Below are 22669 nucleotides of genomic sequence, written 5' to 3'. Positions count from 1 at the left end.
AGAGCATTTTCCGGCGAAGTGGATACCGGTTCGCCGCAAGAAAATGCGACCAGACAATAATTTCTAGAGCATGGTTCGATTCAACGTGAACGGATCATGCTCTGGAGCTTCGCTTCTGGTTCAATCAGAAGCGATAATGCTCTAGCTCTTGCGGTCGGCGACGAAGTGCGCGGCGGCGCGCAGCACGTCGCCGCGTGTCCCGAACACCGACAAAGCCTCGTCCGCCTTCGCCAGAAGATCCCGAACCCGTTTCTTGGCGCCATCGATGCCGAGCTGGGTGACGAAAGTAGTCTTGCCGAGCGCCGCGTCGGCTCCGGCCGGCTTGCCGAGCGCTGCCGCGTCGCTTTCGACATCGAGAAGATCGTCTGCGATCTGGAAGGCTTCGCCCAGCGCGCGGCCGTAAGTGTCGAGAGCCTGATAGTCTTTTTGCGAGGCCTGGCCGAGCAGCGCGCCGGCGATGCAGCCGAAGCGGAGCAGCGCGCCCGTCTTCATCTGCTGCACGCGCGCCACGTCGACCGGTCCGCGGTCGCCGAAGCGGCCTTCGCCGGCGAGATCGAGCAACTGCCCGCCGACCATGCCGCCAATGCCGGCGGCGCGCGCCAGCGCGCGCGTCAGCAACAGGCGAACGGCGGGATCGTCATGGACCTCGTCGCGGGTGATGATGTCGAAGGCAAGTGTCAGAAGACCGTCGCCGGCGAGGATTGCGGTGGCGTCGTCGGTGGTCTTGTGCAGGGTCGGACGCCCCCGGCGCAGGTCACTGTTGTCCATCGCCGGCAGGTCGTCATGAATCAATGAATAGCAATGGATGCATTCGAGCGCCGCGCCGGCCAGCAGCGCCGCCTCGCGCGGGACGCCGAACACGGCCGAACTTTCCACCACGAGAAACGGCCGCAGCCGCTTGCCGCCGCCGAGCGAGGAATAGCGCATGGCGTCCATCAGCCGCTTGGGCCGGGCGATTTCGTCAGGCAGGGCAGTATCGGAAAGCAGCTTTTCCAGCACGGCCTCGGTCTCGTCCGCCGTGGTGTCAAGGCGCTTCGCGAAATCGGCGGATGAAAGTCCTGACGTCATCAAAGGGCTCCAAAAAATGAAAACGGCGTCCTCGCCGCGAAAGTCCGGCGAGGTCGATTTTTGCCGGACAATCCTTCATGGTATCGGCTTCGTCAATTCCGGCCGGCCGGCAATCTGCCGCCGGCTCCGGTGTCATCAAGGGTGATTTCGTGAAGGCTCCTCGTCGCGGACACGGTGAACCTGCCCGCCGATCGATTGAAGGCTTTGCGGCCTGATGCGACGGGCGATCCGCGTCATGGCGCTAACCGCCATCGGCCTGCTGTTGCTGCCTTATCTGCTGACGCCGCTGTATCGGATCGGCCATCCGGTCTCGACGCTGATGATATGGCGCACGCTTTCGGGCGCGCCGATGTCGCGGCAGTGGATCGATTTCGCCGCGCTTCCGCCGGCGTTGCCGCGTTCCGTGGTCGCGTCGGAGGACGCCAAATTCTGTAGCCATCAGGGCATCGATTGGGATTCGCTGCGGGAAGTGCTCGACGATGCCGAGGACGGCGAATTCAAGCGCGGCGGCTCCACCATCACGCAGCAGGTGGCGAAAAATCTGTTTCTCTGGCCGGGTCGCAGCATGGTCCGCAAGGCGCTGGAATTTCCGCTGGCGATGTGGATCGATGCGGTGCTGTCCAAGCAGCGGATTCTCGAAATCTATCTGAACATCGCGGAATGGGGCCCGGGCGGCCAGTTCGGTGTCGAGGCAGGGTCGCGCTATGCTTTCGGGCGATCCGCGGCCAGTCTGACGGCCCGGGAGGCGGCGCTGATGGCGGCGATCCTGCCCAATCCGGTCCGGCGCAGCGCCCGAAAGCCGGGTCCGGGAGTCCGCCGGCTGGCCGGGACCTATATGGCCCGGGCCCGGGCGGCTGAACTGCGCGGTTGCTGGAGCGGCAATCGTAGCCTATAAGGCCGGGCTTATCAGCATTCAGCTCGCGCGTTCGGGATTCGTCGCGCCTGCCCACCGACGTTCCGAAACGGAACTCGGCAACATCCTGCAAGGACACCGGATATGGCCGTTCCAAGAAGAAAGACATCGCCGTCGCGGCGCGGCATGCGCCGTTCGGCGGATGCGCTCAGCAAACCGACCTACGCCGAGGACAAGGACTCCGGCGAACTGCGCCGCCCCCACCATCTCGACCTGAAAACCGGCATGTACAAGGGCCGTCAGGTTTTGAAGGCCAAGAGCGACTCCTGAGTACAGGCCCGGTCGGGCGTGTGGTCCGGAACCAGCAGGGCCGGACTGAAGGGAAGCGCAGGGGCGGAGGAGTTCGGCAGGCGGGTTAACGTTCCCGCCTGAATGAAGGAGGCCTTGGCGATGTCCGTGATCGGTTTCCCTCTGCTTCTGATTCCCCTGGCGATCTGCAACATCATCGTCTTCCTGATGCCGGGCGTCCTCTTGACGGAGCCCGTTCTCACATTGACCTTGATGTCCGGCGTGTCCTGGACGGTGACGCTCGGGGACACGCTGCTCGCGCTCGGCATCGTCCTGTTGCTGTTTGAGATTATTAAGGGCGTTCGCCCGGGCGGCAAGTATCTCACCGACCACCTGCTGTCGCTGGCGGTGTTCGGGGGCGCCGCGGCGCAATTCGTGATGCTGCCGCAATTTGGCTCGTCGACCTACTTCATGCTGACGCTGCTGGCGCTGGTCGATTTCCTCGCCGGCTTCGTCTTGCGCGGACGAAGGCCGGCTCGCGTGCTTGCCGTACCGTCGCAAGGCGTAGCGGAGGAGGCGGAAGCACACGAACCGCGCGCCGATCCGGCGTCCGCATCCATGGCGGCGTCGATTTCATCGCAGGAGCCTGCTCACGCGTCAGCGCCTGCCGCCGAATCGGCTCCCGAGCGAGCCCCCGAGCAGGCGATCGTTCATGCCGAGACTGGACCTGGCGGGACTAGGCTTGAGGGGACGGGACAGGTTGAGTACGGGCAAGCCGAGGCGGCCAGAACCAAACCGCATCCGGATGTTCCCGGTCCGGACATCCAGCAGCGCAATCCAGACTAAGTATCGATTGCCTTAGATGGTGCGGAGCAGCCGCGGACCAGTCTGCGCGCCAGCTTGATTCCGCTCGCCCGTCGAATGATAGGCGGCCTGCGCAACCTGCGGCGAAGCACGGCGGAATATCCGCGTCTGTGGACTATGTTCCGCGATGGCGATCAGTTGCGCGACAAAGAACACGTCATGGCGGGTCGCGGAACGCGGAACAGGCCGATGCTCCACCGGCGCGACGGCTGATATCGGATTGGATCCTGGTGATCTTGTCGCGCCGTCACGGTCCGGCCGCGCGGCGTTGGCGGCGATTCCGGGTATCCGGCCTGTTCCCGCGATTGTCATCATCCGTGCAGTCTCCGGGAATGTGTTGTTCCGGAACATCGGGCTCCGGGTCAGCAACCACCGTGGCAAAAGCCGTGCCGGGACTTCATTTCGGGGAAGGAAACTCCATTTAAGTTGGGAATGGCGGTTTTTCAGATTGTTCACGAACTTTACCTAGCGTGAACGGGTTGGAACACCCTATTCTTCAGAAGGGAATCACTTGCAGCGTCCCATAATGAGGCGACCGTGACATCCGCCATTTCACCGGCAGTCAATCCCTCGTCGGGCGCCGATGCGCCACAAGCCGCCCACGCGTCGGCTCGTCTGCCTCAGGCAACTCAGGAGCCGCGCGTGTCGGCGATCCTCACAGCGCTCGGCCGGGCCGCGTTTGTGTGGGATATTCCAAGCGACACGATAACCTGGACCGAGGGAGCGGCGTCGATCTTTCAAGGCATCGACCCGTTGCTGCTCGCGACCGGAGCCCGGTATGGACGCCTGATCGAACCGTCGGGATCGGCCCGTACCAATATCTTTTCGGCCGCGCCAACCGCCCGGCGGCGCTTTGAGGAGGGAGTGCCCTATTTTATCGAGTATGGCGTGCGCGCCAGCGCCTCCGCGCCGATGCTGTGGATCGAGGAGGCCGGATGCTGGTTCGCCGACGCCGATGGCAAGGCGGTGCGCGTCGAAGGCATCGTGCGGCTTGAGAATGAGCGGCGGGCGCGAGACGAGCAACTGATCAACCTGTCCCGGAACGATGCCCTCACCGGCGAACTCAATCGCACCTATCTGACAGCGGCTCTCGCCGAAGCGATCGAGGAAGCCGCGCGCTACCGCACGCCGGTCGCCTTCATGATGATCGGGATCGATCACCTCGCGCGCATCAACAATGCTTTCGGCTTCGATGTCGCCGACGAGGTGATCAGCGATGTCGCCAGGCGCATCCGAAGGCGGTTGCGCAGCGGCGACATTCTTGGCCGCTTTTCCGGCAACAGGTTCGGGGTGATCCTGAAGAACTGCGGCCTGGATGAGGTGAGCATCGCCGCCGAACGCCTTCTGGCGGGCATCCGCGAAGAGATCGTGATGACCAAATCCGGCCCCGTTTCGGTCACCGCCTCGATCGGCGCCGTTCTGGCACCGCGTTATGCGCAGACCGCCGATGAAGCGATCAATCGCGCTCAGGAAATCCTCGAAGTTGCGAAATGCCGCCGCTGCGGTTCGCTCGCCGTGTGGCGACCCGATACCGAGCGTGAGGCGCAACGCCGGATCAACATCCGGGTGACCGACGAGATCGTCACCGCGTTGAACGAGCGCCGCATCCTCACCGCTTTCGAGCGGGTCGTCGACGCGCGCACGCGCGAAGCGGCGTTTTATGAGTGCCTGGTGCGGATGCAGCAGCAGAATGGTCAGATCGTGCTCGCGCCCGATGTCGTGCCGGTCGCGGAGAAGCTTGGCCTGATCCGTCTGGTCGATCATCGCGTGCTCGAGCTTGTGATCGCCGAACTCGCGGAAACGCCCCACGTCCAGCTCAGTCTCAATATCTCGCCGGAAACCACCATGGACGTCGACTGGTGGGCGGCGATCGAAGCACTGATGGGTGCGCATCCCGGCGTGGCCGAGCGCCTGATCGTGGAGATTACCGAAACCGCGGCGATTCAGGATGTCGACGATGTCCAGCGGTTCGTTACGCGGTTGAAGAATCTGGGCAGCCGCATCGCGATCGACGATTTCGGCGCCGGCTACACCTCGTTCCGGAACTTGCGCAAGCTCGGCGTGGACATCGTCAAGATCGACGGCGCGTTCGTGCAGAACCTGGCGCGCTCCTCCGACGACCGGGCGTTCGTGCAGACACTGATCGATCTCGCGCGCCGGCTCGATATCAGAACGGTCGCCGAGTGGGTTCAGGACGAGCAGTCGGCGGCCATGTTGCGGGACTGGGGTTGCGACTTCATTCAGGGCAGGCTGATCGGCCTTGCTTCGCCGTCGCGCCCGTGGAGCGGTCCGGCGGCCGTTCCGGCGACGAACTGAAGCTCTCCTCATAACAGAACCCGTCTCGCCGCTTCTGCCCGGGATCACCGGAAAATGCAGCGCGATAAGGGATAACGAGCGGTGTGAACTCAGGCGATGTCGACGCGCCGGAATCCGTTCCACAGCGCGGTGGCCGCGCCCGACGTCAGCACCGGAATGACGCGGGCGGTCTGATAGTTTCCGTTGAGGGAAACCCGCGGCAGCGCGGTCGGATGTTTCGCATTTTCGGGAAAGATCATGCCGGGTCGCGTCGTGACCGCGGTGTTGAAACCGGCCGCCTGGGTCATGGCGAACTCGCGCGCTCCGGCGGCGTTGCGGTCGCCGTAGGGATAGGCAAGATGAACGACCGGGCGCTGCAAGACAGCCTCGATCTGTGTCCGGCTGACGGTGATCTCCTCAAGGGCCTCCTCCTCGCTTCGCTTTGCGAGATTGCAATGACTGACGGTATGCGCGCCGATCGTGACCAGCGGATCGGCGGCGAACGATTTCAGTTCATCCCAGGACAGGCACAGCTCCCGGCTGATGGCGGATTCGTCGACGCCATGACGTGCGCACAAGTCCTCCACAGCGCGCGCGACATCGCGGTCGTCGGGCAGCCCGCGCAGCAGATCGTGAATTCGAGAGAACGCTTCTCGCTTTTGCTCGATCGTGCTGGTGTCGAGACTTATAGCGGTGTCGCCGATCGTGCTGTCGATGCGGTCGGCGGCGGCGATGACCCGTTCGAGCGCCACCCACCACAGGCGGCCGGTCGCGTTCGCGAAATCGTTGGCGACATAGACGGTGAACGGCGCGTCGTATTCGCGCATCGCGGGTAGCGCGAAGTCGCGATTATCGCGATAGCCATCGTCGAAAGTGAAGCACGCCAACCGTCGCGAGAAGTCGCGTTGTGTCAGCCGGCGATGCATTTCGTCCATGGTCACGATGTCGATGCCGCGCGATCTGACATGGGCCAGGACCATGCGCAGAAATTCCGGGGTCACTTCCAGGTGATGATTGGGCTGGAACGGGGCGTTTCGGCGCGGCCGCACATGGTGCAGCATGAAGATCGTTCCGATTCCGGCGAAGACCGGCCGCAGCAGGTGATGGGCGCCGCTGAAGTACAGGGCATCCAATCCGGTCCGGATGATGGCGTTGCGAAGCTGCTTCATTTGACGTGGATCGGCCGATCTGACCCCTGTTGTTGACCGGATCTTAATCGGAAACGGTTGAAGAAACGGTTATCCGGGTCCCTCCCTCGGCGGTGGCGCTTTCGCCCTCATTTCGGTTTGACAGCCCGGCAGGGGTTTGTTTTCTCTGCATTTCATCATGCGTGGCCGACCGAATCGCGTCCGGCGTTACCCGGAGCGTGCTTCCAAATGGACCGCATGATGCGGTCCATCGCAAGCCGGCGGATTTTGCGCGACAGGATATCGAATGCGCGGTTTTTTCAGATGGAGCAGCAAGTGGTGGCCGGGTGTCATCCCGCTCACGGTGCTTTGGGGGCTGGCCGCCTGGACGACGACGGCTCCGCTGGAGGCCGATCTGAGCGAGCAGACCGCGGTCGCGCTCAAGGACAGCGTTCTCGATAAGACCGCCATCAGCGCCGCCGGACGCGACATCACGTTCTCAGCCGATGCGTTTTCGGAGCAGGAACGCAGCAATGCGGTGGCCTCGGTGGAGACGGTTCCGGGCGTGCGACGGGTCAACGATCGCACCGCGCTCGTGGCCGAAGCCAAACCGTTCGTCTGGAGCATCGAACGTGGGGTCGGAAGGGTGACGCTCGGCGGAAGCGCGCCGTTGCCCGTGGTCAGGAACAAGCTGCTGGATGCCGCGCGTGCGAGGTTTGCCGGCATCGACATCGCTGATCGCATGGATTTGAAGCGCGGTGCGCCGCCGCGGTTCGAAGCCGCGGCGATGTTGCTGATCGGCGAGACGAGCAAGCTCAAGAGCGGCAAGGCAACGATTTCGGATTTAACGGTCAATCTGTCGGGCATGGCGCGTGAACTGGGTGGACGCGAGGCGATCGCCGCGGCGCTGAAGAACCTGCCCGAGGGATACTCGGTCGCCGACGATATCCAGGCCCCGCCATATGTCTTCGAGGCCAACAAGGATCCGGTCTCCGGAGTGCTGACATTGACCGGATATGTACCCGATAACGCGATTCATGCGGCGATCGTCGCATCGGCCGGCCGTAAATTCGGCGAGAAGATCGTTGATAAGCTCAAGGCGAGTCTCGGTGCGCCGGCAGGCTTCGACGCCGTCGTCACGCGGGCGCTGCGTTCGTTGTCGCGCCTGTCGACTGGAAGACTGGTCGTCTCTGATCGGAATGTCGAACTCTCCGGCGACGCGTTGTATGACCTGGCCGGAAAACAGATCCGCGCTGATCTGCCCAAGGATCTGCCGCGCGGCTGGGAGACGAAAACGGACGTTTCAATCAAGCCGTCGGCGTCCCCGGTCGATCCGACGGTCTGTCAGCAACTGTTCGGCGAGCTTCTTGAAAAGCGCACCATCCAGTTCGAAGCCGGTCAGGCGACATTGCATCTCGATTCGATTGGCCTGCTGGACCAGTTGACGGAAACCGCGCTCCGTTGCCAGACGGCCACCGTCGAGATCGTGGGGCACACCGACAGCGACGGCGACGCTTCGTTCAACCAGGCACTGTCCGAGCGACGCGCGCAGGCGGTGGTGGATTTTCTCGTGAAAGCCGGATTGCCCGCCAATCGGTTCACGCCGATCGGGCATGGCAGCGCTCAGCCGATCGCCGCCAACGACACCGACGAGGGCAAAGCGAAAAACCGGCGCATTGATTTCATTGTGAGGCAGTAAGGATATGGTCTACCTGGCAGGGTTTCACTGGGTCTGGCTGGTTATATCGTTGCTGCTTGGCCTGGCCATGGGCTGGATTGCGGTGGTGCATCGCGGGCGGGGAGTATCTAGTTTGACCGCGCGGTGGCTGGCGGCGATGCTCCTGGCGCTGATCGTGTTGGCGGTCATGCACGTTGTTCCCGGCCGGTTCGGTTACTGGCTGGACCTTGGACTGGTGATGCTCGGTGTCTATCTTGGGGGGTGCGCGGTCGGATCGTGGTTGCGCGATGGGGTGGTTTCACGCCAGGCGGCGTCCGGATCGACGGAGCATTCCAACGGAACACTTTAACGTGTTGAAATGAAGAGATTCATTGAGGCCGGCCGAATTCTGCTAGGAACCAGAACACGCTACCACCCTGCCACGTGAATGAATGCGGATAGGCGCGCCTTTGCCGTGCCGCATTTCGAGGTTTTCGATGCTCGGATCAATACGCAGAGCGATTTCGATTCTGCGCCGGAAACGAATCCTGCACAAGCTGGGTGTGGTGATCAGCGTCACCGTGATCGCGGTCGCGTTCTACGTGCTCTTCCATATTCTCCGGGACATCGATGTCGAGGAGGTGATGGAGGCCGTCAAGCGGACCGAGTGGCATTCGATCGCGTTGTCGGGTCTGTTCGTGGCCGCAGGCTACTTCACGCTGACCTTCTACGATCTGTTTGCGGTGCGCACCATCGGTATCACCCATGTTCCCTATCGCGTCACGGCGTTCGCCGCCTTCACCAGCTATTCGATCGGCCACAATGTCGGCGCCAGCGTATTCACCGGCGGAGCGGTGCGCTATCGCATCTATTCCGCCTGGGGACTGAATGCGATCGATGTCGCGAAAGTCTGCTTTCTGGCGGGTCTTACCTTCTGGCTCGGCAACGCCGCCGTGCTCGGATTGGGCATTGCCTATCACCCCGAGGCGGCCACCAGCATCGATCAGCTTCCGCCTTGGTTCAACCGGCTGATCGCAATCGCGATCATACTCGGCCTCATCGCCTACGTGATCTGGGTTGGGATGCGGCCGCGTCGCGTTGGCAGCGGGTCATGGACCGTGGTTCTGCCGGGCGGCCGGCTGACGCTGCTGCAGATTTTTATCGGGATCGTCGATCTGGGGTTCTGCGCGCTCGCGATGTACGTGCTGCTGCCCCATCAGCCCAATGTCGGCTTTGTCGTCGTCGCGGTGATCTTCGTGTCCGCCACGTTGCTCGGTTTCGCGAGTCATTCGCCGGGAGGACTCGGCGTGTTCGACGCCGCCATGCTGATCGGCCTGTGGCAGATGGAGAAAAACGATCTTCTGGCCGCGATGCTGCTGTTCCGGCTGCTCTATTATGTCACGCCGTTCGCGATCTCCATCATCTTGCTGACACTTCGGGAAATTATTGTCAGCGCGCGAATGCGACGCGTAGGTTACGCGCGGACCGGATCGAACGCCGAGTCCGACAGTCAACTGCCCTATCTGGGAGGGCACGGCGATTCTGGCGCCTGACAGTACTCAAGTGGTTGCGGAGGGAAACAACGTCCGCGCCCCGGGGTTCGCCGCGAGGTCCACATCCTGGCCGGACCGGTTGCGTCGCGCCGCGCTCATCCTGCTGGTTGCCGGGCTTGCATTGGCCGCGCTGGTTGTGTTCGGCGGCTTGCAACCTTTGGGCGCCGCCGTCGCTTTCGCCTGCATCGCCGGCGCGGCGCTGGTGCCCTGGCAGGTTCATGATCCGGATGCGTCGCGCGAAATCGAGTTCGGAGCCAACCCGGTAGAGACGGAAGTGGCGCATGCTCTCGTGGCTGGCATGCCGGATCCCAACGTGCTGCTTGATAGGGCCGGCCGCGTCATCCATCTCAATGCCGCGGCGGCGCAACTCGTACCGGCGCTACGCCGGAATGAACTCGCGCAGTTCGCGCTGCGAGCGCCTGAGATCGTCACCGCGTTGCGTGAAGCGATCGCGACACGGGAAGCACGGCGGGCGACTTATCTCAATCATGTTCCGGTCGATCGGTGGATGGAATTGATCATCACGCCGATTCCGGTGCCGACGGCATTCGGCGGTGTCGACTATTGCATGCTTTTGACGTTTCACGATCAGACGCCGTTGCGCCGGGTCGAGGAAATGCGCGCCGATTTCGTCGCCAATGCGAGCCACGAGTTGCGGACGCCGCTCGCGGCGCTGTCAGGATTCATCGACACGCTCCAGGGCCCCGCGCGCGAGGACGCCCGGGCGCGCGAGCGGTTTCTCGGTATCATGCACGCGCAGGCGGCGCGAATGGCGCGGCTGATCGACGATCTCCTGTCGCTGTCGCGGGTCGAGCTATCGGTTCATGTGCGCCCGGAGACGATCGTCGACCTTGTTCCGATCGTGTGCGAGGTCGTCGACGGACTTGAGCCGCTCGCGGCGGAACGTCATGTCGAGATCGAGACAGCATTGCCGGAAACCCCGGTGCTGATCTGCGGCGACCGTGAGGAACTGCTGCGATTGTTCGAGAACCTGATCGAGAACGCGCTGAAATACGGCGCATCCGGCGGCAGGGTCATGGTGTCGTCGAGGCTCGACGTCTCATCGGAGGGGAACCCGGAATTCCGGGTGGTGGTACGGGATTTCGGTCCCGGCATCGCACCTGAGCATCTGCCCCGCCTGACCGAGCGTTTTTATCGGGTCGACGCCGGCGACAGCCGGGCTCAGGGCGGCACAGGCCTTGGCCTGTCGCTGGTGAAGCATATCCTCAACCGGCATCGCGGCCGTCTGCTGATCGAGAGCGTGCCCGGGCAGGGCGCGAGCTTTACCGCCGGCTTCCCGCCGGCGAGGGACGTGTCGGAGGCAAGAAGCTGAATAGTTGGAGATGCTTAGTGCTGTCATCCCGCTGTCGTCAAGCGTTCGTAAAAGCAGCATCGGTCGCATCTAGGAAGGCGTCATGAGCGTCCTGCGCTCTGTTCAATGCGAAGGGAGATCGCGCATGAATTTCTTCAAGGCCATCGCCGCCGCCGGCCTCGTCGTCGCCTCGGCGTCCGTCTTTTCGGTTGCGGTGAAGGCGGCCGATGTCACCGGTGCGGGAGCGACCTTCCCGTTTCCCGTCTATTCGAAATGGGCTGATGCCTACAAGAAAGAGACCGGCCACGGAGTCAATTATCAGTCGATCGGGTCGGGCGCCGGCATCAAGCAGATTCTCGCCAAGACGGTGACTTTCGGCGCGACCGACGCGCCGCTGAAAGCCGACAAGCTCGAGAAGGATGGTCTCGTGCAGTGGCCGATGGTGATGGGAGCGATCGTGCCCGTTGTGAATATCGAGGGCGTGAAACCCGGCGAACTGGTTCTTTCGGGGGAACTGCTCGGCGATATCTACCTCGGCAAGATCACGAAGTGGGACGATCCTGCGATCGTAAAGCTCAATCCGGGCGTCAAGCTGCCTTCGGCTTCGATCGCGGTGGTGCATCGTTCGGACGGGGCGGGAACCTCGTTCAATTTCACCAACTATCTGTCCAAGGTGAATGCGGAGTGGAAGTCCAGGGTCGGTGAGGGCACCGCGGTCGAGTGGCCGGCCGGCGTCGGCGCCAAAGGCAATGAAGGGGTTTCCGGCAATGTCGGGCAGACCCGGAACGCGATCGGCTATGTCGAGTACGCCTATGCCAAGCAGAACAAGCTGACCTACACCGCGCTCATCAACAAGGCCGGCAAGGTGGTGCAGCCGGGCGGGGCCTCTTTTCAGGCCGCGGCAGCCAATGCCGACTGGGCGAGCGCGCCTGGCTATCACGTGATCCTGACCGATCAGCCCGGCGAGGCCTCCTGGCCGATCACCGCGGCGACGTTCATCCTGATGTACAGTGAGCCTTCCGATAAAGCGGCGTCCGCCGAAGCGATCAAGTTCTTCAAGTGGGCCTTCGAGAAGGGCGGCGTGATGGCTGAGGAACTCGACTACATTCCGATGCCGGAATCTGTCGTGAAGCAGATCGAAAAAACCTGGACCTCCGAAATCAAAAGCTGATCCTGTGCCGAGGAGGAGCGTCGGGGCGCTTCTCCTCGGGATGGTTGCGGGAAGCTGTTCTCCGTATCCGGATGGTCTGCAGGAAACAGGGGTGGGGCGTGGCGGAAATGGCCGTTCATAGCAGCGCGATCGAACAGGTGGCCTCCCATGACCGCTCCCGTGCGATGGACGCCTTCAAGCTCGGGGACAGAGTCTTCTACTGGATCACGCGCATCAGCGCGATCCTCGTCCTGGTGCTGCTCGGCGGAATCATCATCTCGCTGATCGTGGGATCCTGGCCTGCGATCATGGAGTTCGGTAGCTCCTTCCTGACGACGCAACGCTGGGCGCCGTCCGCCGAACCGCCGGTGCTGGGCGCGCTGAGCCCATTGTATGGCACGATCCTGACCTCGATCATCGCCATGACCATCGCGATCCCGGTCGGCATCGGCATCGCCGTTTTCCTCACCGAGCTGTGTCCGCTGTGGGCGCGGGCCCCGATCGGCATGGCGATCGAACTGCTCGCGGGCATTCCCTCGATCATCTACGGCATGTGGGGCTTCTTCATCCTCGGCCCGTTCCTCGCCGATACGGTTCAGCCCTTCTTCATCGGCCTGTTTGACGGCGTGCCGATCCTCGGCGCGATCTTCGGCGGTCCGCCGTCCTATCTGAGCCTGTTCAACGCCTCGCTGATTCTCGCGATCATGGTGCTGCCGTTCATCACCGCGATTTCGCGCGACGTGTTCGCGACCGTGCCGCCGGTCCTCAAAGAGGCGGCCTATGGTGTCGGCTGCACCACCTGGGAAGTCGTCCGCCACGTCGTGCTACCCTATACGCGCGTTGGCGTGATCGGCGGCGCCATGCTGGCGCTCGGGCGCGCGCTCGGCGAGACGATGGCGGTGACATTCATTATCGGCAACTCGTTCCGGATCTCGCCATCGATCTTCGCGCCAGGCACGACGATTTCCGCGGCGATCGCCAGTGAGTTCGCGGAGAGCGACGGCCTGCATCAGTCGAGCCTGATGCTGCTCGGCCTGCTGTTGTTCGTCCTGACGTTCTTTGTTCTCGCCGCGGCGCGCCTGATGCTGTTGCGGCTGGAGAAGAAGGCGGGGAAATAGGCATGGCACGGAGAAACAGAAGCCGGGTTTTCGCGACCGACCAATTCGTTGGCTCGGTGATGATGCCTGGACGGGTCAAGCCATGAATCCGATCTATGCCTCCCGCCGACGCAAGGACATTATCGTCCGCGCCCTGTGCTTTGTCGCCGCCGCGTTCGGCGTCTCCTGGCTTGGGCTCATTCTGTTCACGCTGTTCTATAACGGCCTCGCCGGCATGAGCTGGCAGCTTTTCACCCAGAACACGCCGCCGCCAGGCGCCTCCGAAGGGGGATTGCTGAACGCCATCGTTGGCTCGCTCATCATGACCGTGATCGGTGTGGGGGTGGGCGCGCCGATCGGGATGTTCGCGGGCACCTACCTTGCCGAATACGGCAAGCACGATCGCCTCTCGCCGGTTATTCGTTTCATCAACGACATCCTTCTCAGTGCGCCTTCGATCATCATCGGTTTGTTCATCTACGGAGCGGTTGTGGTGCCGATGGGAGGCTTCTCGGCGCTCGCGGGCTCGCTTGCGCTCGCCGTGATCGTGATTCCGGTGGTGGTGCGCACTACCGAGGACATGCTGAACCTTGTGCCGAACTCACTGCGTGAGGCGGCTTCGGCGCTCGGCCTGCCGCGCTCGCTCGTCATCAGGCGCATCGCCTATCGCGCCGCGCGAACCGGCCTGATCACCGGTGTGCTGCTCGCCACCGCGCGCGTCGCCGGCGAGACCGCGCCGCTGCTGTTCACCGCCTTGAGCAATCAGTTCTTCAGCCTGGACCTGGCCAACCCGGTGGCGAACCTTCCCGTCACCATCAACAACTTCGTGCAGAGCCCTTACGTCTACTGGAAGCAGCTGGCGTGGAGCGCGGCGCTGCTGATCACCCTGGCCGTTCTGGCGCTGAACATCGGTGCGCGATTGATCGGCTCTGAGAGGACCGCGAAATGACCATCGTTTCCACCGCCGCCGCGTCGGGCCCGGCCGTTCCCCCACCGAGGATCGATCCGGAGGTGCCGGCGAAGGTCGCAGCCCGTAACCTCAATTTCTATTACGGCCAGCATCACGCGCTGAAGAACATCAACCTGTCGATCGCCGCCAACCGCGTGACGGCCTTCATCGGTCCGTCGGGTTGCGGAAAGTCGACCCTGCTTCGCATCTTCAACCGCATGTACGATCTCTACCCCGGCCAGCGCGTCGAGGGGCGGGTGTTACTTGATGACACCGACATCCTGGACCCCAAGCTCGACCTCAATCTTCTGCGTGCGCGGGTCGGCATGGTGTTTCAGAAGCCGACGCCGTTTCCGATGACGATCTATGAGAACATCGCGTTCGGCATCCGCCTGTACGAGAAGCTGCCGAAATCGGACATGGACAGCCGGGTGGAGAAGGCGTTGCGGGACGGCGCCTTGTGGACCGAGGTCAAGGACAAGCTCAACGCGAGCGGGCTTAGCCTCTCCGGCGGTCAGCAGCAGCGCCTTTGCATCGCGCGTACGGTTGCGGTGCGGCCGGAAGTGATCCTGTTCGATGAGCCGTGCTCGGCGCTCGACCCGATCTCGACGGCCAAGGTTGAAGAGCTGATCGCCGAACTCAAAACGCATTACACGATCGCGATCGTCACCCACAACATGCAGCAGGCGGCGCGCGTGTCGGATTACACCTCGTTCATGTATCTCGGCGAGATGATCGAGTTCGGTCCCACTGATAAACTCTTCACATCGCCGTCTGATCGCCGCACCCAGGATTACATCACCGGCCGTTTCGGCTGAGGCTGCGCGCGGAATCGCGGGGAGAAATTTGATATGGCTTTTGAACACACCGCAAAGGCTTTCGACGACGATCTCCAGGAATTGACGCGGCTGGTTTCCGAAATGGGCGGACTGGCTGAACGGCAGATCGTGGAGTCGCTGGACGCGCTGATCCGCCGCGACGCCACCTTGGGCGATCGCGTGGTGGCCGCCGATTCCGAGATCGACCAGTTGCAGCGCATGATCGAGGAGCGCGCCGTGCTCACCATCGCGCGGCGGCAGCCGATGGCGGTGGATCTGCGCGAGATCGTCGGCGCCATGCGGGTCGCGATCGATCTGGAGCGCATCGGCGATCTCGCCAAGAACATGGGCAAGCGTGTGGTCGCAATCGACAGCGATTTCCGTCCGCTGAAACTGATCCGCGGTCTTGAGCATATGACCGATCTGGTGCGGTCACAGGTCAAGTCGGTGCTCGACGCTTATGCGGCGCACGATCTGCCTGCGGCAATGGCGGTCTGGAAAGGGGACGAGGAGGTGGATGCGATCTGCACCTCCCTGTTCCGCGAACTCCTGACGTACATGATGGAAGACCCGCGCAACATCGGGTTCTGTATTCACCTGATGTTCTGCGCCAAGAATATCGAGCGGATCGGCGACCACGCCACCAATATCGCGGAGACGGTGTTCTACATGATCGAAGGCCAGCAGATCCCCGACAAGCGTCCCAAGGGGGACATGACAGGTTTCGCATCGGCGGCTCCGGGAAACTGAAACGGGATCAGGCGAGACACGATGGGTGCACGCATTCTGGTAGTTGAAGACGAGGAAGCGCTGACGACGCTGCTGCGTTACAATCTTGAAGCGGAAGGTTACGAGGTCGAAACGGTGGTGCGAGGCGATGAGGCGGATACGCGGCTGAAAGAGCGCATCCCCGACCTTGTCGTGCTGGACTGGATGCTGCCGGGCCTGTCCGGCATCGAGTTGTGCCGCCGGCTGCGCGCCCGGTCCGACACCAGGCAGCTTCCGATCATCATGCTCACCGCGCGCGGCGAGGAGAGCGAGCGGGTGCGGGGGCTCGCGACCGGCGCGGACGACTACGTGGTCAAGCCGTTCTCGGTGCCGGAGCTCCTGGCGAGGGTGAAAAGCCTGCTGCGGCGCGCGAGCCCGGCGCGACTGGCGTCGGTCCTGAGTTTTGGCGACATAGAACTCGACCGCGACAGGCACCGCGTCGTGCGCTCCGGCCGCCCGATCGATCTTGGCCCGACCGAGTATCGGTTGCTGGAGTTTTTTCTCGAACATCCCGGCCGGGTGTTCAGCCGCGAGCAATTGCTCGACAGCGTCTGGGGCCGCGATGTCTACATCGACGAGCGTACCGTCGACGTTCACATCGGTCGGCTGCGCAAGCTGCTCAATCCCGACGGCGAGCTGGATCCGATCCGCACGGTGCGCGGCGCGGGCTACGCACTGGACGAGCAGTTCGCAAGCGGGACCGAGTAAGCGGGGCGAGCTGAGGAGCGTCGATGATCCGCGTTACTCTGCACCAAAAGCGCCTGCCGCGGCCGGAGCCGTTCCGTTTCTGATAGAGTCGGAAGCAGCGCTCTGAGATTCTGATCCGGCGCGTTTTCTTTATGCGGACCGGCGCCCGCTTCGCTCAAAACGCTATAACCGCGGATTCACGATCCCCGTCGCAAAGCGGAGATGACCGGTTCAAGCCCGGCCGTGAAGGGATCTGACGGATACGCTGTGATTACCGCGTCTTCGGTGATTGGCGGCGGCGGTCGGCGGCGGGCTGATAAGCGATGCGTGAGTGGTGCGCGCAATAGGGAAGGCCGGTGAGAGCCTTGCCGCCGCAGAAGAAGAACTCCGGACTCGCGGGATCGCCGACCGGCCAGTGGCAGGTGGCTTCGCTGAGTTCGAGCAGCGATCGCCGCTGGCTCATGGGCACGACATTGTCGTAGGCGATCGGGTCTGCTTCGATCTCGACCTCGAAAGCTTGCGCGAGCGCGGTATTGCCCCGGGAGACAGGGCGAGACACCCGCACCATATGCTGGGCGGGGCGGGCCTTGCGCGTCCGGGGCACGGTGGACGACGGGCTCTTCGCCCGGCCCGAAAGGCCCAGCCGATGCACCTTGCCGATCACTGCGTTGCGGGTCACGTTGCCGAGTTCGGCGGCGATCTGACTTGCGGAGAGGCCCGCCTCCCAAAGCTTCTTCAGCTGTTCGACGCGGTCGTCGGTCCAGGTTATCACCGTCATCGCACATTGTTCCCTTGTGTAATGCGTGCCTCCCCAAGGCCGCGCATCTAAGCGCCCCCGAAAAACCCGTGCCGACAGAATCCCTTAGCCCTCGCCGGGCGGGAAAAACGCCCGGGCGTTTACGCTGAGAACAGGAACCGATCGAGGATCAAAACGCCGCACGAGATGTCGTATTCGACGGGCCCAACGCTACAATATGCCGTGACTCACGCGCAAGAGTCGGGTCTTGCGGCGTCCACATGTTATGCAGGAAAACGAGAAGAACCGCTCATTCTGCGACTTTCCAGCATCACCGCCGCGCAAATGGAATATTGACAGTGATCGCCCCGCACCTAGAATAACCGACGCGTGCCGCCTCGAAAGGCGGCACATTTCGTTTTCGGGGCTGACAGTTCATCTTTGGGGGCTGACAGCTCATTGATCGCGCCACAGTGCAGTCGGGCCGATCCGCTCCCACCATCCAACCGGCAAACCGTCATGACCACAGCCGCGGCGTCTCATCTGTTGCCCGTTTTCGCAAGGGTCGATCTTTCATTCGAGAGCGGCGAAGGAGCCTGGCTGTTCGGCTCGGACGGCGGACGTTATCTCGATTTCACGAGCGGCGTTGCCGTGAACGCGCTGGGCCATTGCCACCCGCATCTCGTCGCCGCGCTTCAGGCGCAGGCGGCGAAGCTGTGGCACGTCTCGAACTTGTTCAAGTCGCCCGACGGCGAGCGCCTGGCGGCGCGGCTCTGCGAGCAGAGCTTCGCCGATTTCGCCTTCTTCGCCAATTCCGGCGCCGAGGCGGTGGAATGCGCCGTCAAGGTCGTGCGCCGTTATCATGCCGGCAGGGGCAATCCGGAACGCTATCGGATTGTCACCTTCGAGGGCGCCTTTCACGGCCGCACGCTGGCGATGCTGGCCGCCACCGGCTCGAAAAAATACCTCGAAGGATACGGGCCGCCCGCTGACGGCTTTGACCAGGTGCCGCTGGACGATATCGAAGCCGTGAAGAAGGCGATCGGTCCCGAGACCGCCGGCATCCTGATCGAGCCGTTGCAAGGCGAAGGCGGCGTGCGCGAGCCGCCTCCTGCGTTCTTCCGGGCGCTGCGCCAGCTTTGCGACGAGCGCGGACTGCTGCTGGTGTTCGACGAGGTGCAGACCGGCATGGGCCGCACCGGCGATCTGTTCGCCTACAGGCGCATCGGCGTCGCGCCGGACGTGATGTCGCTGGCGAAAGCGCTCGGCGGCGGCTTTCCGATCGGCGCCTGTCTTGCGACGGCGGAAGCCGCGTCGGGCATGACTCCGGGCTCGCACGGTTCGACCTTCGGCGGTAATCCGCTGGCGGTGGCGGCGGCTCATGCCGTGCTCGACGTGATGCTAGCGCCCGGCTTCTTCGAGCGGACGCGAAGGATGTCGCTGCTCTTGAAACAGAAGCTGGCCTCGGTCGTCGATCGATATCCCGATGTGCTGAGCGAGGTGCGCGGCGAGGGGCTTCTGATCGGCCTCAAGGCCGTCGTTCCGTCGGGCGATCTGGTCAGCGCGTTGCGTGAGGAAAAGCTCCTGACCGTCGGCGCCGGCGAAAACGTCGTTCGCTTGCTGCCGCCGCTGATCATCGGCGAGGCGGAGATCAACGAGGCGGCGCAGCGGCTGGAGCGGGCCTGCGTCAGGCTGTCGGGCGCATCCGCCAACAGGGAAGCCGCGCAATGAGCAAAGCGCCGAGACATTTTCTCGACCTGCTCGACATGCCGGCCGGAGAGTTGCGCGCGATCCTCGACGCCAGCGTCGCGATGAAGAAGCGGCGCAGGGAGGGTTTGATCGCCGACAGGCCGCTCGCAGGCAAGACGCTGGCGATGATCTTCGACAAGCCCTCGACACGCACCCGCGTGTCGTTCGACGTCGGCATGCGCCAGCTTGGCGGCGAGGCGATCATGCTGACCGGAGCGGAAATGCAACTCGGGCGCGGTGAGACCATCGCGGATACCGCGAAGGTTCTGTCACGCTTCGTCGATATCATCATGATCCGCATCCTCAGCCACGACGCGCTGACCGAGCTCGCGGCTCACGCTACCGTGCCCGTCATCAACGGGCTGACGCGGCGCTCGCATCCCTGCCAGGTGATGGCCGACGTGATGACCTTCGAGGAGCATCGCGGTCCGATCGCGGGGCGGACCGTGGCGTGGACCGGCGACGACAACAACGTGCTGGCGTCGTGGGTGCATGCGGCGGAGCGCTTCAGCTTCAATCTCAACGTGGCGACCCCGCAGGAGCTGGCGCCGAACAAGCCGCTGAAGGATTGGATCAGGGCGAGCGGGGCCTCGATCAGGCTCGGCACAGACCCCGAAGCGGCGGTGCGCGGTGCTGACTGCGTCGTCACCGACACCTGGGTGTCGATGGGCGACAAGGACGGCGAGCACCGTCACAATCTGCTCAGGCCCTATCAGGTCAATGCGGAACTGATGCGTCTTGCCAAACCTGACGCGCTGTTCATGCATTGCCTGCCGGCGCACCGTGGCGAAGAGGTCACCAACGAGGTCATCGACGGGCCGCAATCGGTGGTGTTCGACGAGGCCGAAAATCGCCTGCACGCACAGAAGGGCATTCTGGCCTGGTGTCTCGGCGCGGGCGGGTAGCGATCAGAAGCGGAGCGAAGCATGTCCTCGGGCTTGATCCGAGGATGGAATCCGGCTCGCGTTAAGAAAACGCGTCAAACATAAAGAAGCGTCTTCACCGTTCCATGAAGCAGTGCAGGATTCTAGCTCGACCGCCGCTCGCTGCGGGGGGCCTGAGGTTGCAGGGCGCGGATGCGGTCGGCCAGCGTGCCGACCGGAATCGCGCCCGCCGAACCATTGGCGGTTTTGGCGGAGCCGGTAGCTGATGCCGCCAGGATGGTTTCGATCGGTGAATCCGGCCCCTCGATGGTCATCGCGAGCCTTGCGACCTCGGCGGCGATGTCATTGATATGCTCGCGCAGCAGCGCGTTTTCCATCTGCTCGACCGTGCCGGATTCCGTCTGACGCTGGAGCACGTTGATGTCGCGCTGCAATTTGGCTCGCTCGTCGTGGGCGGCGCGCAGCGCCCGTTCGGTCGCCAGCATCTCGTTGCGCAGCGTATCGATCAGCGGAGACTTGCCGCCGGTCAACGACGCAATTTCGTCGCGCAACTCATTGTTGGCGCGCTCCGCGGCGGTTTTCGCTCGCCGCAACTCACTGTTCTTTGCATTTCGCTCGGTGAGCGCGTTGGCCTGCGCGGCGAGGTCGGTTTCGAGTGCTCTGACCCGGCCGCCGAGTCTTTCAGCGTCCTTCGTTTTGTCGATGAACTGGGTGTCGATGTTGACGATGCGCTGGCTCAGGTTCTCGACGTGTTTGCGCGCGTCGTCACGCTCCCGGGCAACGGTTGCCGTTTCATCGCGCTGTTGCTCAAGCCGTGCTTGCGTGGAGGCGAGTTCGTTTTCGACCTCGTTGAGCCGGCTCTGCAATCGCTCGATCTCGGCGCGCACCACGAACAGTTCGGCTTGCCGGCTCTCGGCGGTCACCGAGCGCTCCGACAACTCCTGACGGAGCCGCCCGAGATCGTTCTGCCGCTCGGCGAGCGCCTGCTCCACGCTCCGCAGCGTTTCAGCCCTGGCGGCGAGCTCCTGTTCCGCGGACTGCAGACGTTCTCCCACCGTCTTCCCGCGTCCTTCCAGGCTGAATATCCTCTCGTTCTTCTCGCCGAGTTCCACCTTCAGGCGGTTGATGGCTTCGGCCTTTTTGCCGAGTTCAGCGGACTGGCTGGCGACCTTTCTCCTGAACTGGTCGACCTTCATTTCCAGCCGTCGCGCCGACATCGCGAATTCGGCGCGCAACTGATCCCTGTCGGCCTGGATCTCAGCCATCGACATCGGGGTGGCGGCTTCCATGCGTTTGACGGTGAGGCGGACGGCGCGATCATGCACGAGCGGCATGACCATCAGCCCGCACAGCATCGAAACCAGAAAACCGATCGCCAGATACATGATCGGCTCGACCATGAGCAACGCTCCACAACCCCGGACAGGCCCGGCAAGGATCTGGTTACCATGCCACGGGCGGCCGGCCGAACGCCAGCGCCCGGCCTCGAATCAAGTACAGGCCACGGAGATCAGAACGGGTTCCAGGTCGCTTGCGGGGTATATTTCAGGTAGCCGACATTGGCGCCGAGCCGCAGCCCGAGACCCGAGCGGATCGGCACCAGTACGATGTTGTTCGCGGTCAGCGCCGTCATTCCGAAACCGCCGACAATATAGGCGGAACCGTCGACGCCGACGAAACGCTGATAGATCGCGTTCGTGGCAGGCAGGTTATAGACCAGCGTCATGGTCCGGGCGCCGTCGCCGCCCCAGTCGAAGCCGACGGACGGTCCCTGCCAATAGACTTTCAGATCGCCGGCGTTCTTGGTGTAGAGGGTGCCCTCGCCGTAGCGCAGGCCCGCCACGAAGGCCCCCGAGCCTTCCTCGCCCAGGATGTAGCCGTTCGGCAGGCCCCACTGGCTCACCGCACGCTCGATGACGGATGCGAGACCCCGTGAGACGTTGCCGAAGAACCGGGTTCCGGATTTGAGGAGTTCATCCGACGAATAGGTGCCGGGACTGCCGTTCCGATGCGCCGGCGGCGCCTGGTACGGCTGTGCCTGGTAAGGCTGTGCCGGTGGCGTCTGGTACGGCGCTGATTGCTGGGCGGAAGCCGGCACAATCGCGAACATCACCGCAGCGAGCGCGACCGCTGCAAGGCGCGAAATGAAAATCATGAAAAGTACCCCAAGAAAGTACCCCAAGTATGGCACCCCAGTAAAAGCACCCCACGTAGCAAAACCTGTCACCGCGTCCTTAACCGGATGCTGACACGCGGTCCGTAGGATGCGGCGATCAACCCCCGACTCACGCGTTATCGGCATCAAGTATGACGGCACGGCGGCAGGAAAGGAATGGCTTGCGTCTTGCAATAGCCGTGATCGCCGTGCTGGGCGGCGGGTTTGCCTTTCCCGGCCTCGATTTGACGGCCCTGGCCGCCACCTCCGAACGGATCGTGGTCGACAGGTATACGGGGCTCGCGATCGGCGGATTCGATCCCGTGGCGTTTTTTACCGACGCGCGGCCGGTACGAGGCGTCTCCGAGTTCGAGGTGTCGCATGATGGCGTCATCTGGCGCTTCAGCAACCCCAACAACCGCGCTTTTTTCCTCGCCGACCCCGATGTCTATAGTCCGCGTTTCGGCGGATACGATCCGGTGGATATTGCCCGGGGCGTGACCCGCGCCGGGACCGCGCGATTGTGGTTGATTGTCGGCGAGCGGCTTTACCTGTTCGGCCATGAGGACACCCGCGCGGCTTTCGCCGCCGATCCGGCGCGTTATCTGCGCGAGGCGACGCGTCGCTGGGCCGCGTTGAAGGAGATGCTCGCGCAATAG

Annotated in this window: 23 protein-coding genes; 17 read left to right on the top strand and 6 right to left on the bottom strand. The window is 63.3% G+C overall.

All coding sequences use genetic code 11. The features are described 5' to 3' along the window. Positions 1 to 141: 141 nt before the first annotated feature. Entirely contained in the window at positions 142 to 1068 is a 927-nt protein-coding gene (locus tag NWI01_RS05285) for a polyprenyl synthetase family protein (RefSeq protein WP_141382880.1), read from the bottom strand. A 214-nt stretch (positions 1069 to 1282) separates the two neighbouring features. On the opposite strand from NWI01_RS05285, the gene mtgA reads away from it, so the two are divergent. The 3 genes from mtgA to NWI01_RS05270 all read left to right on the top strand — a co-directional run bounded on the left by mtgA (position 1283) and on the right by NWI01_RS05270 (position 3055). Next, a complete protein-coding gene (gene mtgA, locus NWI01_RS05280) occupies positions 1283 to 1963 on the top strand; it encodes a monofunctional biosynthetic peptidoglycan transglycosylase (RefSeq protein ID WP_141382879.1) in 681 nt (226 codons plus the stop codon). A 102-nt stretch (positions 1964 to 2065) separates the two neighbouring features. Next, positions 2066 to 2251 (top strand): 50S ribosomal protein L32, encoded by a 186-nt coding sequence (rpmF, locus tag NWI01_RS05275; protein WP_009798498.1) that lies wholly within the window; start codon positions 2066 to 2068, stop codon positions 2249 to 2251. Between the two features lie 120 nt (positions 2252 to 2371). Next, complete coding sequence (locus tag NWI01_RS05270; RefSeq protein WP_141382878.1) at positions 2372 to 3055, top strand: hypothetical protein; 684 nt, start codon at positions 2372 to 2374, stop codon at positions 3053 to 3055. Positions 3056 to 3067: 12 nt separating this feature from the next. Here the strand turns inward: NWI01_RS05270 and NWI01_RS05265 are convergent, their stop codons facing one another. Next, positions 3068 to 3388 carry a hypothetical protein gene (locus tag NWI01_RS05265; protein WP_141382877.1) on the bottom strand — a complete coding sequence of 107 codons (321 nt, stop codon included), beginning with the start codon at positions 3386 to 3388 and terminating at the stop codon, positions 3068 to 3070. Positions 3389 to 3688: 300 nt separating this feature from the next. On the opposite strand from NWI01_RS05265, the gene NWI01_RS05260 reads away from it, so the two are divergent. Next, positions 3689 to 5389 (top strand): bifunctional diguanylate cyclase/phosphodiesterase, encoded by a 1701-nt coding sequence (locus NWI01_RS05260; RefSeq protein ID WP_141382884.1) that lies wholly within the window; start codon positions 3689 to 3691, stop codon positions 5387 to 5389. 89 nt (positions 5390 to 5478) lie between these two features. Here NWI01_RS05260 and NWI01_RS05255 read toward each other — a convergent pair whose 3' ends face one another. After that, positions 5479 to 6537 carry a polysaccharide deacetylase family protein gene (locus NWI01_RS05255; protein ID WP_141382876.1) on the bottom strand — a complete coding sequence of 353 codons (1059 nt, stop codon included), beginning with the start codon at positions 6535 to 6537 and terminating at the stop codon, positions 5479 to 5481. Between the two features lie 265 nt (positions 6538 to 6802). Here NWI01_RS05255 and NWI01_RS05250 point away from each other — a divergent pair, with 265 nt between their 5' ends. The 10 genes from NWI01_RS05250 to phoB all read left to right on the top strand — a co-directional run bounded on the left by NWI01_RS05250 (position 6803) and on the right by phoB (position 16507). Further along, on the top strand, positions 6803 to 8194 hold the full coding sequence (locus tag NWI01_RS05250; protein WP_141382875.1) for an OmpA family protein: 1392 nt from the start codon (positions 6803 to 6805) through the stop codon (positions 8192 to 8194). A 4-nt stretch (positions 8195 to 8198) separates the two neighbouring features. Continuing rightward, positions 8199 to 8522 (top strand): hypothetical protein, encoded by a 324-nt coding sequence (locus NWI01_RS05245; RefSeq protein WP_141382874.1) that lies wholly within the window; start codon positions 8199 to 8201, stop codon positions 8520 to 8522. A 127-nt stretch (positions 8523 to 8649) separates the two neighbouring features. After that, positions 8650 to 9705, top strand: coding sequence for a lysylphosphatidylglycerol synthase domain-containing protein (locus NWI01_RS05240; RefSeq protein WP_141382873.1), 1056 nt, complete (start codon positions 8650 to 8652; stop codon positions 9703 to 9705). A gap of 10 nt (positions 9706 to 9715) precedes the next feature. Continuing rightward, positions 9716 to 11038: an ATP-binding protein gene (locus NWI01_RS05235; protein WP_141382872.1), complete on the top strand. Its 1323-nt coding sequence runs from the start codon at positions 9716 to 9718 to the stop codon at positions 11036 to 11038. A gap of 124 nt (positions 11039 to 11162) precedes the next feature. Continuing rightward, positions 11163 to 12188, top strand: coding sequence for a phosphate ABC transporter substrate-binding protein PstS (gene pstS / locus NWI01_RS05230; protein ID WP_141382871.1), 1026 nt, complete (start codon positions 11163 to 11165; stop codon positions 12186 to 12188). A 107-nt stretch (positions 12189 to 12295) separates the two neighbouring features. Then, a complete protein-coding gene (pstC, locus tag NWI01_RS05225) occupies positions 12296 to 13285 on the top strand; it encodes a phosphate ABC transporter permease subunit PstC (protein ID WP_181410373.1) in 990 nt (329 codons plus the stop codon). A gap of 82 nt (positions 13286 to 13367) precedes the next feature. Beyond that, positions 13368 to 14213, top strand: a complete 846-nt coding sequence (gene pstA / locus NWI01_RS05220) for a phosphate ABC transporter permease PstA (RefSeq protein ID WP_141382869.1) — start codon at positions 13368 to 13370, stop codon at positions 14211 to 14213. Then, positions 14210 to 15031: a phosphate ABC transporter ATP-binding protein PstB gene (gene pstB / locus NWI01_RS05215; RefSeq protein WP_141382868.1), complete on the top strand. Its 822-nt coding sequence runs from the start codon at positions 14210 to 14212 to the stop codon at positions 15029 to 15031. The genes pstA and pstB overlap by 4 nt, the downstream gene beginning before the upstream one ends. A 33-nt stretch (positions 15032 to 15064) precedes the next feature. Beyond that, positions 15065 to 15781 (top strand): phosphate signaling complex protein PhoU, encoded by a 717-nt coding sequence (phoU, locus tag NWI01_RS05210; RefSeq protein WP_141382867.1) that lies wholly within the window; start codon positions 15065 to 15067, stop codon positions 15779 to 15781. A 21-nt stretch (positions 15782 to 15802) separates the two neighbouring features. Next, positions 15803 to 16507: a phosphate regulon transcriptional regulator PhoB gene (gene phoB / locus NWI01_RS05205; protein ID WP_141382866.1), complete on the top strand. Its 705-nt coding sequence runs from the start codon at positions 15803 to 15805 to the stop codon at positions 16505 to 16507. A 250-nt stretch (positions 16508 to 16757) separates the two neighbouring features. Here phoB and NWI01_RS05200 read toward each other — a convergent pair whose 3' ends face one another. Then, positions 16758 to 17264: a GcrA family cell cycle regulator gene (locus tag NWI01_RS05200; RefSeq protein ID WP_011313840.1), complete on the bottom strand. Its 507-nt coding sequence runs from the start codon at positions 17262 to 17264 to the stop codon at positions 16758 to 16760. Positions 17265 to 17741: 477 nt separating this feature from the next. Here NWI01_RS05200 and NWI01_RS05195 point away from each other — a divergent pair, with 477 nt between their 5' ends. Continuing rightward, positions 17742 to 18953, top strand: a complete 1212-nt coding sequence (locus NWI01_RS05195) for an aspartate aminotransferase family protein (protein ID WP_141382865.1) — start codon at positions 17742 to 17744, stop codon at positions 18951 to 18953. Next, the gene (gene argF / locus NWI01_RS05190; RefSeq protein WP_141382864.1) at positions 18950 to 19876 is read left to right on the top strand and encodes an ornithine carbamoyltransferase; all 927 of its coding nucleotides are present in this window, start codon (positions 18950 to 18952) and stop codon (positions 19874 to 19876) included. Before NWI01_RS05195 ends, argF begins: the two co-directional genes overlap by 4 nt. Positions 19877 to 19998: 122 nt before the next feature. On the opposite strand, the gene NWI01_RS05185 is transcribed toward argF, so the two are convergent. Next, the gene (locus NWI01_RS05185; RefSeq protein WP_141382863.1) at positions 19999 to 21255 is read right to left on the bottom strand and encodes a hypothetical protein; all 1257 of its coding nucleotides are present in this window, start codon (positions 21253 to 21255) and stop codon (positions 19999 to 20001) included. Positions 21256 to 21365: 110 nt separating this feature from the next. Then, entirely contained in the window at positions 21366 to 22010 is a 645-nt protein-coding gene (locus tag NWI01_RS05180) for a DUF1134 domain-containing protein (protein WP_141382862.1), read from the bottom strand. Positions 22011 to 22162: 152 nt separating this feature from the next. On the opposite strand from NWI01_RS05180, the gene NWI01_RS05175 reads away from it, so the two are divergent. Next, positions 22163 to 22669 (top strand): YHS domain-containing (seleno)protein, encoded by a 507-nt coding sequence (locus tag NWI01_RS05175; protein WP_141382861.1) that lies wholly within the window; start codon positions 22163 to 22165, stop codon positions 22667 to 22669.

Source organism: Nitrobacter winogradskyi (assembly GCF_006539545.1).
In the GTDB taxonomy this organism is placed as follows: Bacteria; Pseudomonadota; Alphaproteobacteria; order Rhizobiales; family Xanthobacteraceae; genus Nitrobacter; species Nitrobacter winogradskyi_A.
The sequence above is the reverse complement of the archived record's forward strand: the minus strand, read 5'-3'. Positions and strand labels throughout refer to the sequence as shown.

Coding starts and splice junctions, on each gene's coding strand:
- NWI01_RS05200 (WP_011313840.1), bottom strand. CDS start 17,264: ATGACGGTGATAACCTGGACCGACGACCGCGTCGAACAGCTGAAGAAG.
- NWI01_RS05245 (WP_141382874.1), top strand. CDS start 8,199: ATGGTCTACCTGGCAGGGTTTCACTGGGTCTGGCTGGTTATATCGTTG.
- phoU (WP_141382867.1), top strand. CDS start 15,065: ATGGCTTTTGAACACACCGCAAAGGCTTTCGACGACGATCTCCAGGAA.
- NWI01_RS05195 (WP_141382865.1), top strand. CDS start 17,742: ATGACCACAGCCGCGGCGTCTCATCTGTTGCCCGTTTTCGCAAGGGTC.
- pstB (WP_141382868.1), top strand. CDS start 14,210: ATGACCATCGTTTCCACCGCCGCCGCGTCGGGCCCGGCCGTTCCCCCA.
- pstC (WP_181410373.1), top strand. CDS start 12,296: ATGGCCGTTCATAGCAGCGCGATCGAACAGGTGGCCTCCCATGACCGC.
- NWI01_RS05180 (WP_141382862.1), bottom strand. CDS start 22,010: ATGATTTTCATTTCGCGCCTTGCAGCGGTCGCGCTCGCTGCGGTGATG.
- NWI01_RS05265 (WP_141382877.1), bottom strand. CDS start 3,388: ATGATGACAATCGCGGGAACAGGCCGGATACCCGGAATCGCCGCCAAC.
- rpmF (WP_009798498.1), top strand. CDS start 2,066: ATGGCCGTTCCAAGAAGAAAGACATCGCCGTCGCGGCGCGGCATGCGC.
- NWI01_RS05285 (WP_141382880.1), bottom strand. CDS start 1,068: ATGACGTCAGGACTTTCATCCGCCGATTTCGCGAAGCGCCTTGACACC.
- mtgA (WP_141382879.1), top strand. CDS start 1,283: ATGCGACGGGCGATCCGCGTCATGGCGCTAACCGCCATCGGCCTGCTG.
- NWI01_RS05255 (WP_141382876.1), bottom strand. CDS start 6,537: ATGAAGCAGCTTCGCAACGCCATCATCCGGACCGGATTGGATGCCCTG.
- NWI01_RS05250 (WP_141382875.1), top strand. CDS start 6,803: ATGCGCGGTTTTTTCAGATGGAGCAGCAAGTGGTGGCCGGGTGTCATC.
- NWI01_RS05240 (WP_141382873.1), top strand. CDS start 8,650: ATGCTCGGATCAATACGCAGAGCGATTTCGATTCTGCGCCGGAAACGA.
- NWI01_RS05175 (WP_141382861.1), top strand. CDS start 22,163: ATGACGGCACGGCGGCAGGAAAGGAATGGCTTGCGTCTTGCAATAGCC.
- NWI01_RS05185 (WP_141382863.1), bottom strand. CDS start 21,255: ATGGTCGAGCCGATCATGTATCTGGCGATCGGTTTTCTGGTTTCGATG.
- argF (WP_141382864.1), top strand. CDS start 18,950: ATGAGCAAAGCGCCGAGACATTTTCTCGACCTGCTCGACATGCCGGCC.
- pstA (WP_141382869.1), top strand. CDS start 13,368: ATGAATCCGATCTATGCCTCCCGCCGACGCAAGGACATTATCGTCCGC.
- NWI01_RS05270 (WP_141382878.1), top strand. CDS start 2,372: ATGTCCGTGATCGGTTTCCCTCTGCTTCTGATTCCCCTGGCGATCTGC.
- pstS (WP_141382871.1), top strand. CDS start 11,163: ATGAATTTCTTCAAGGCCATCGCCGCCGCCGGCCTCGTCGTCGCCTCG.
- phoB (WP_141382866.1), top strand. CDS start 15,803: ATGGGTGCACGCATTCTGGTAGTTGAAGACGAGGAAGCGCTGACGACG.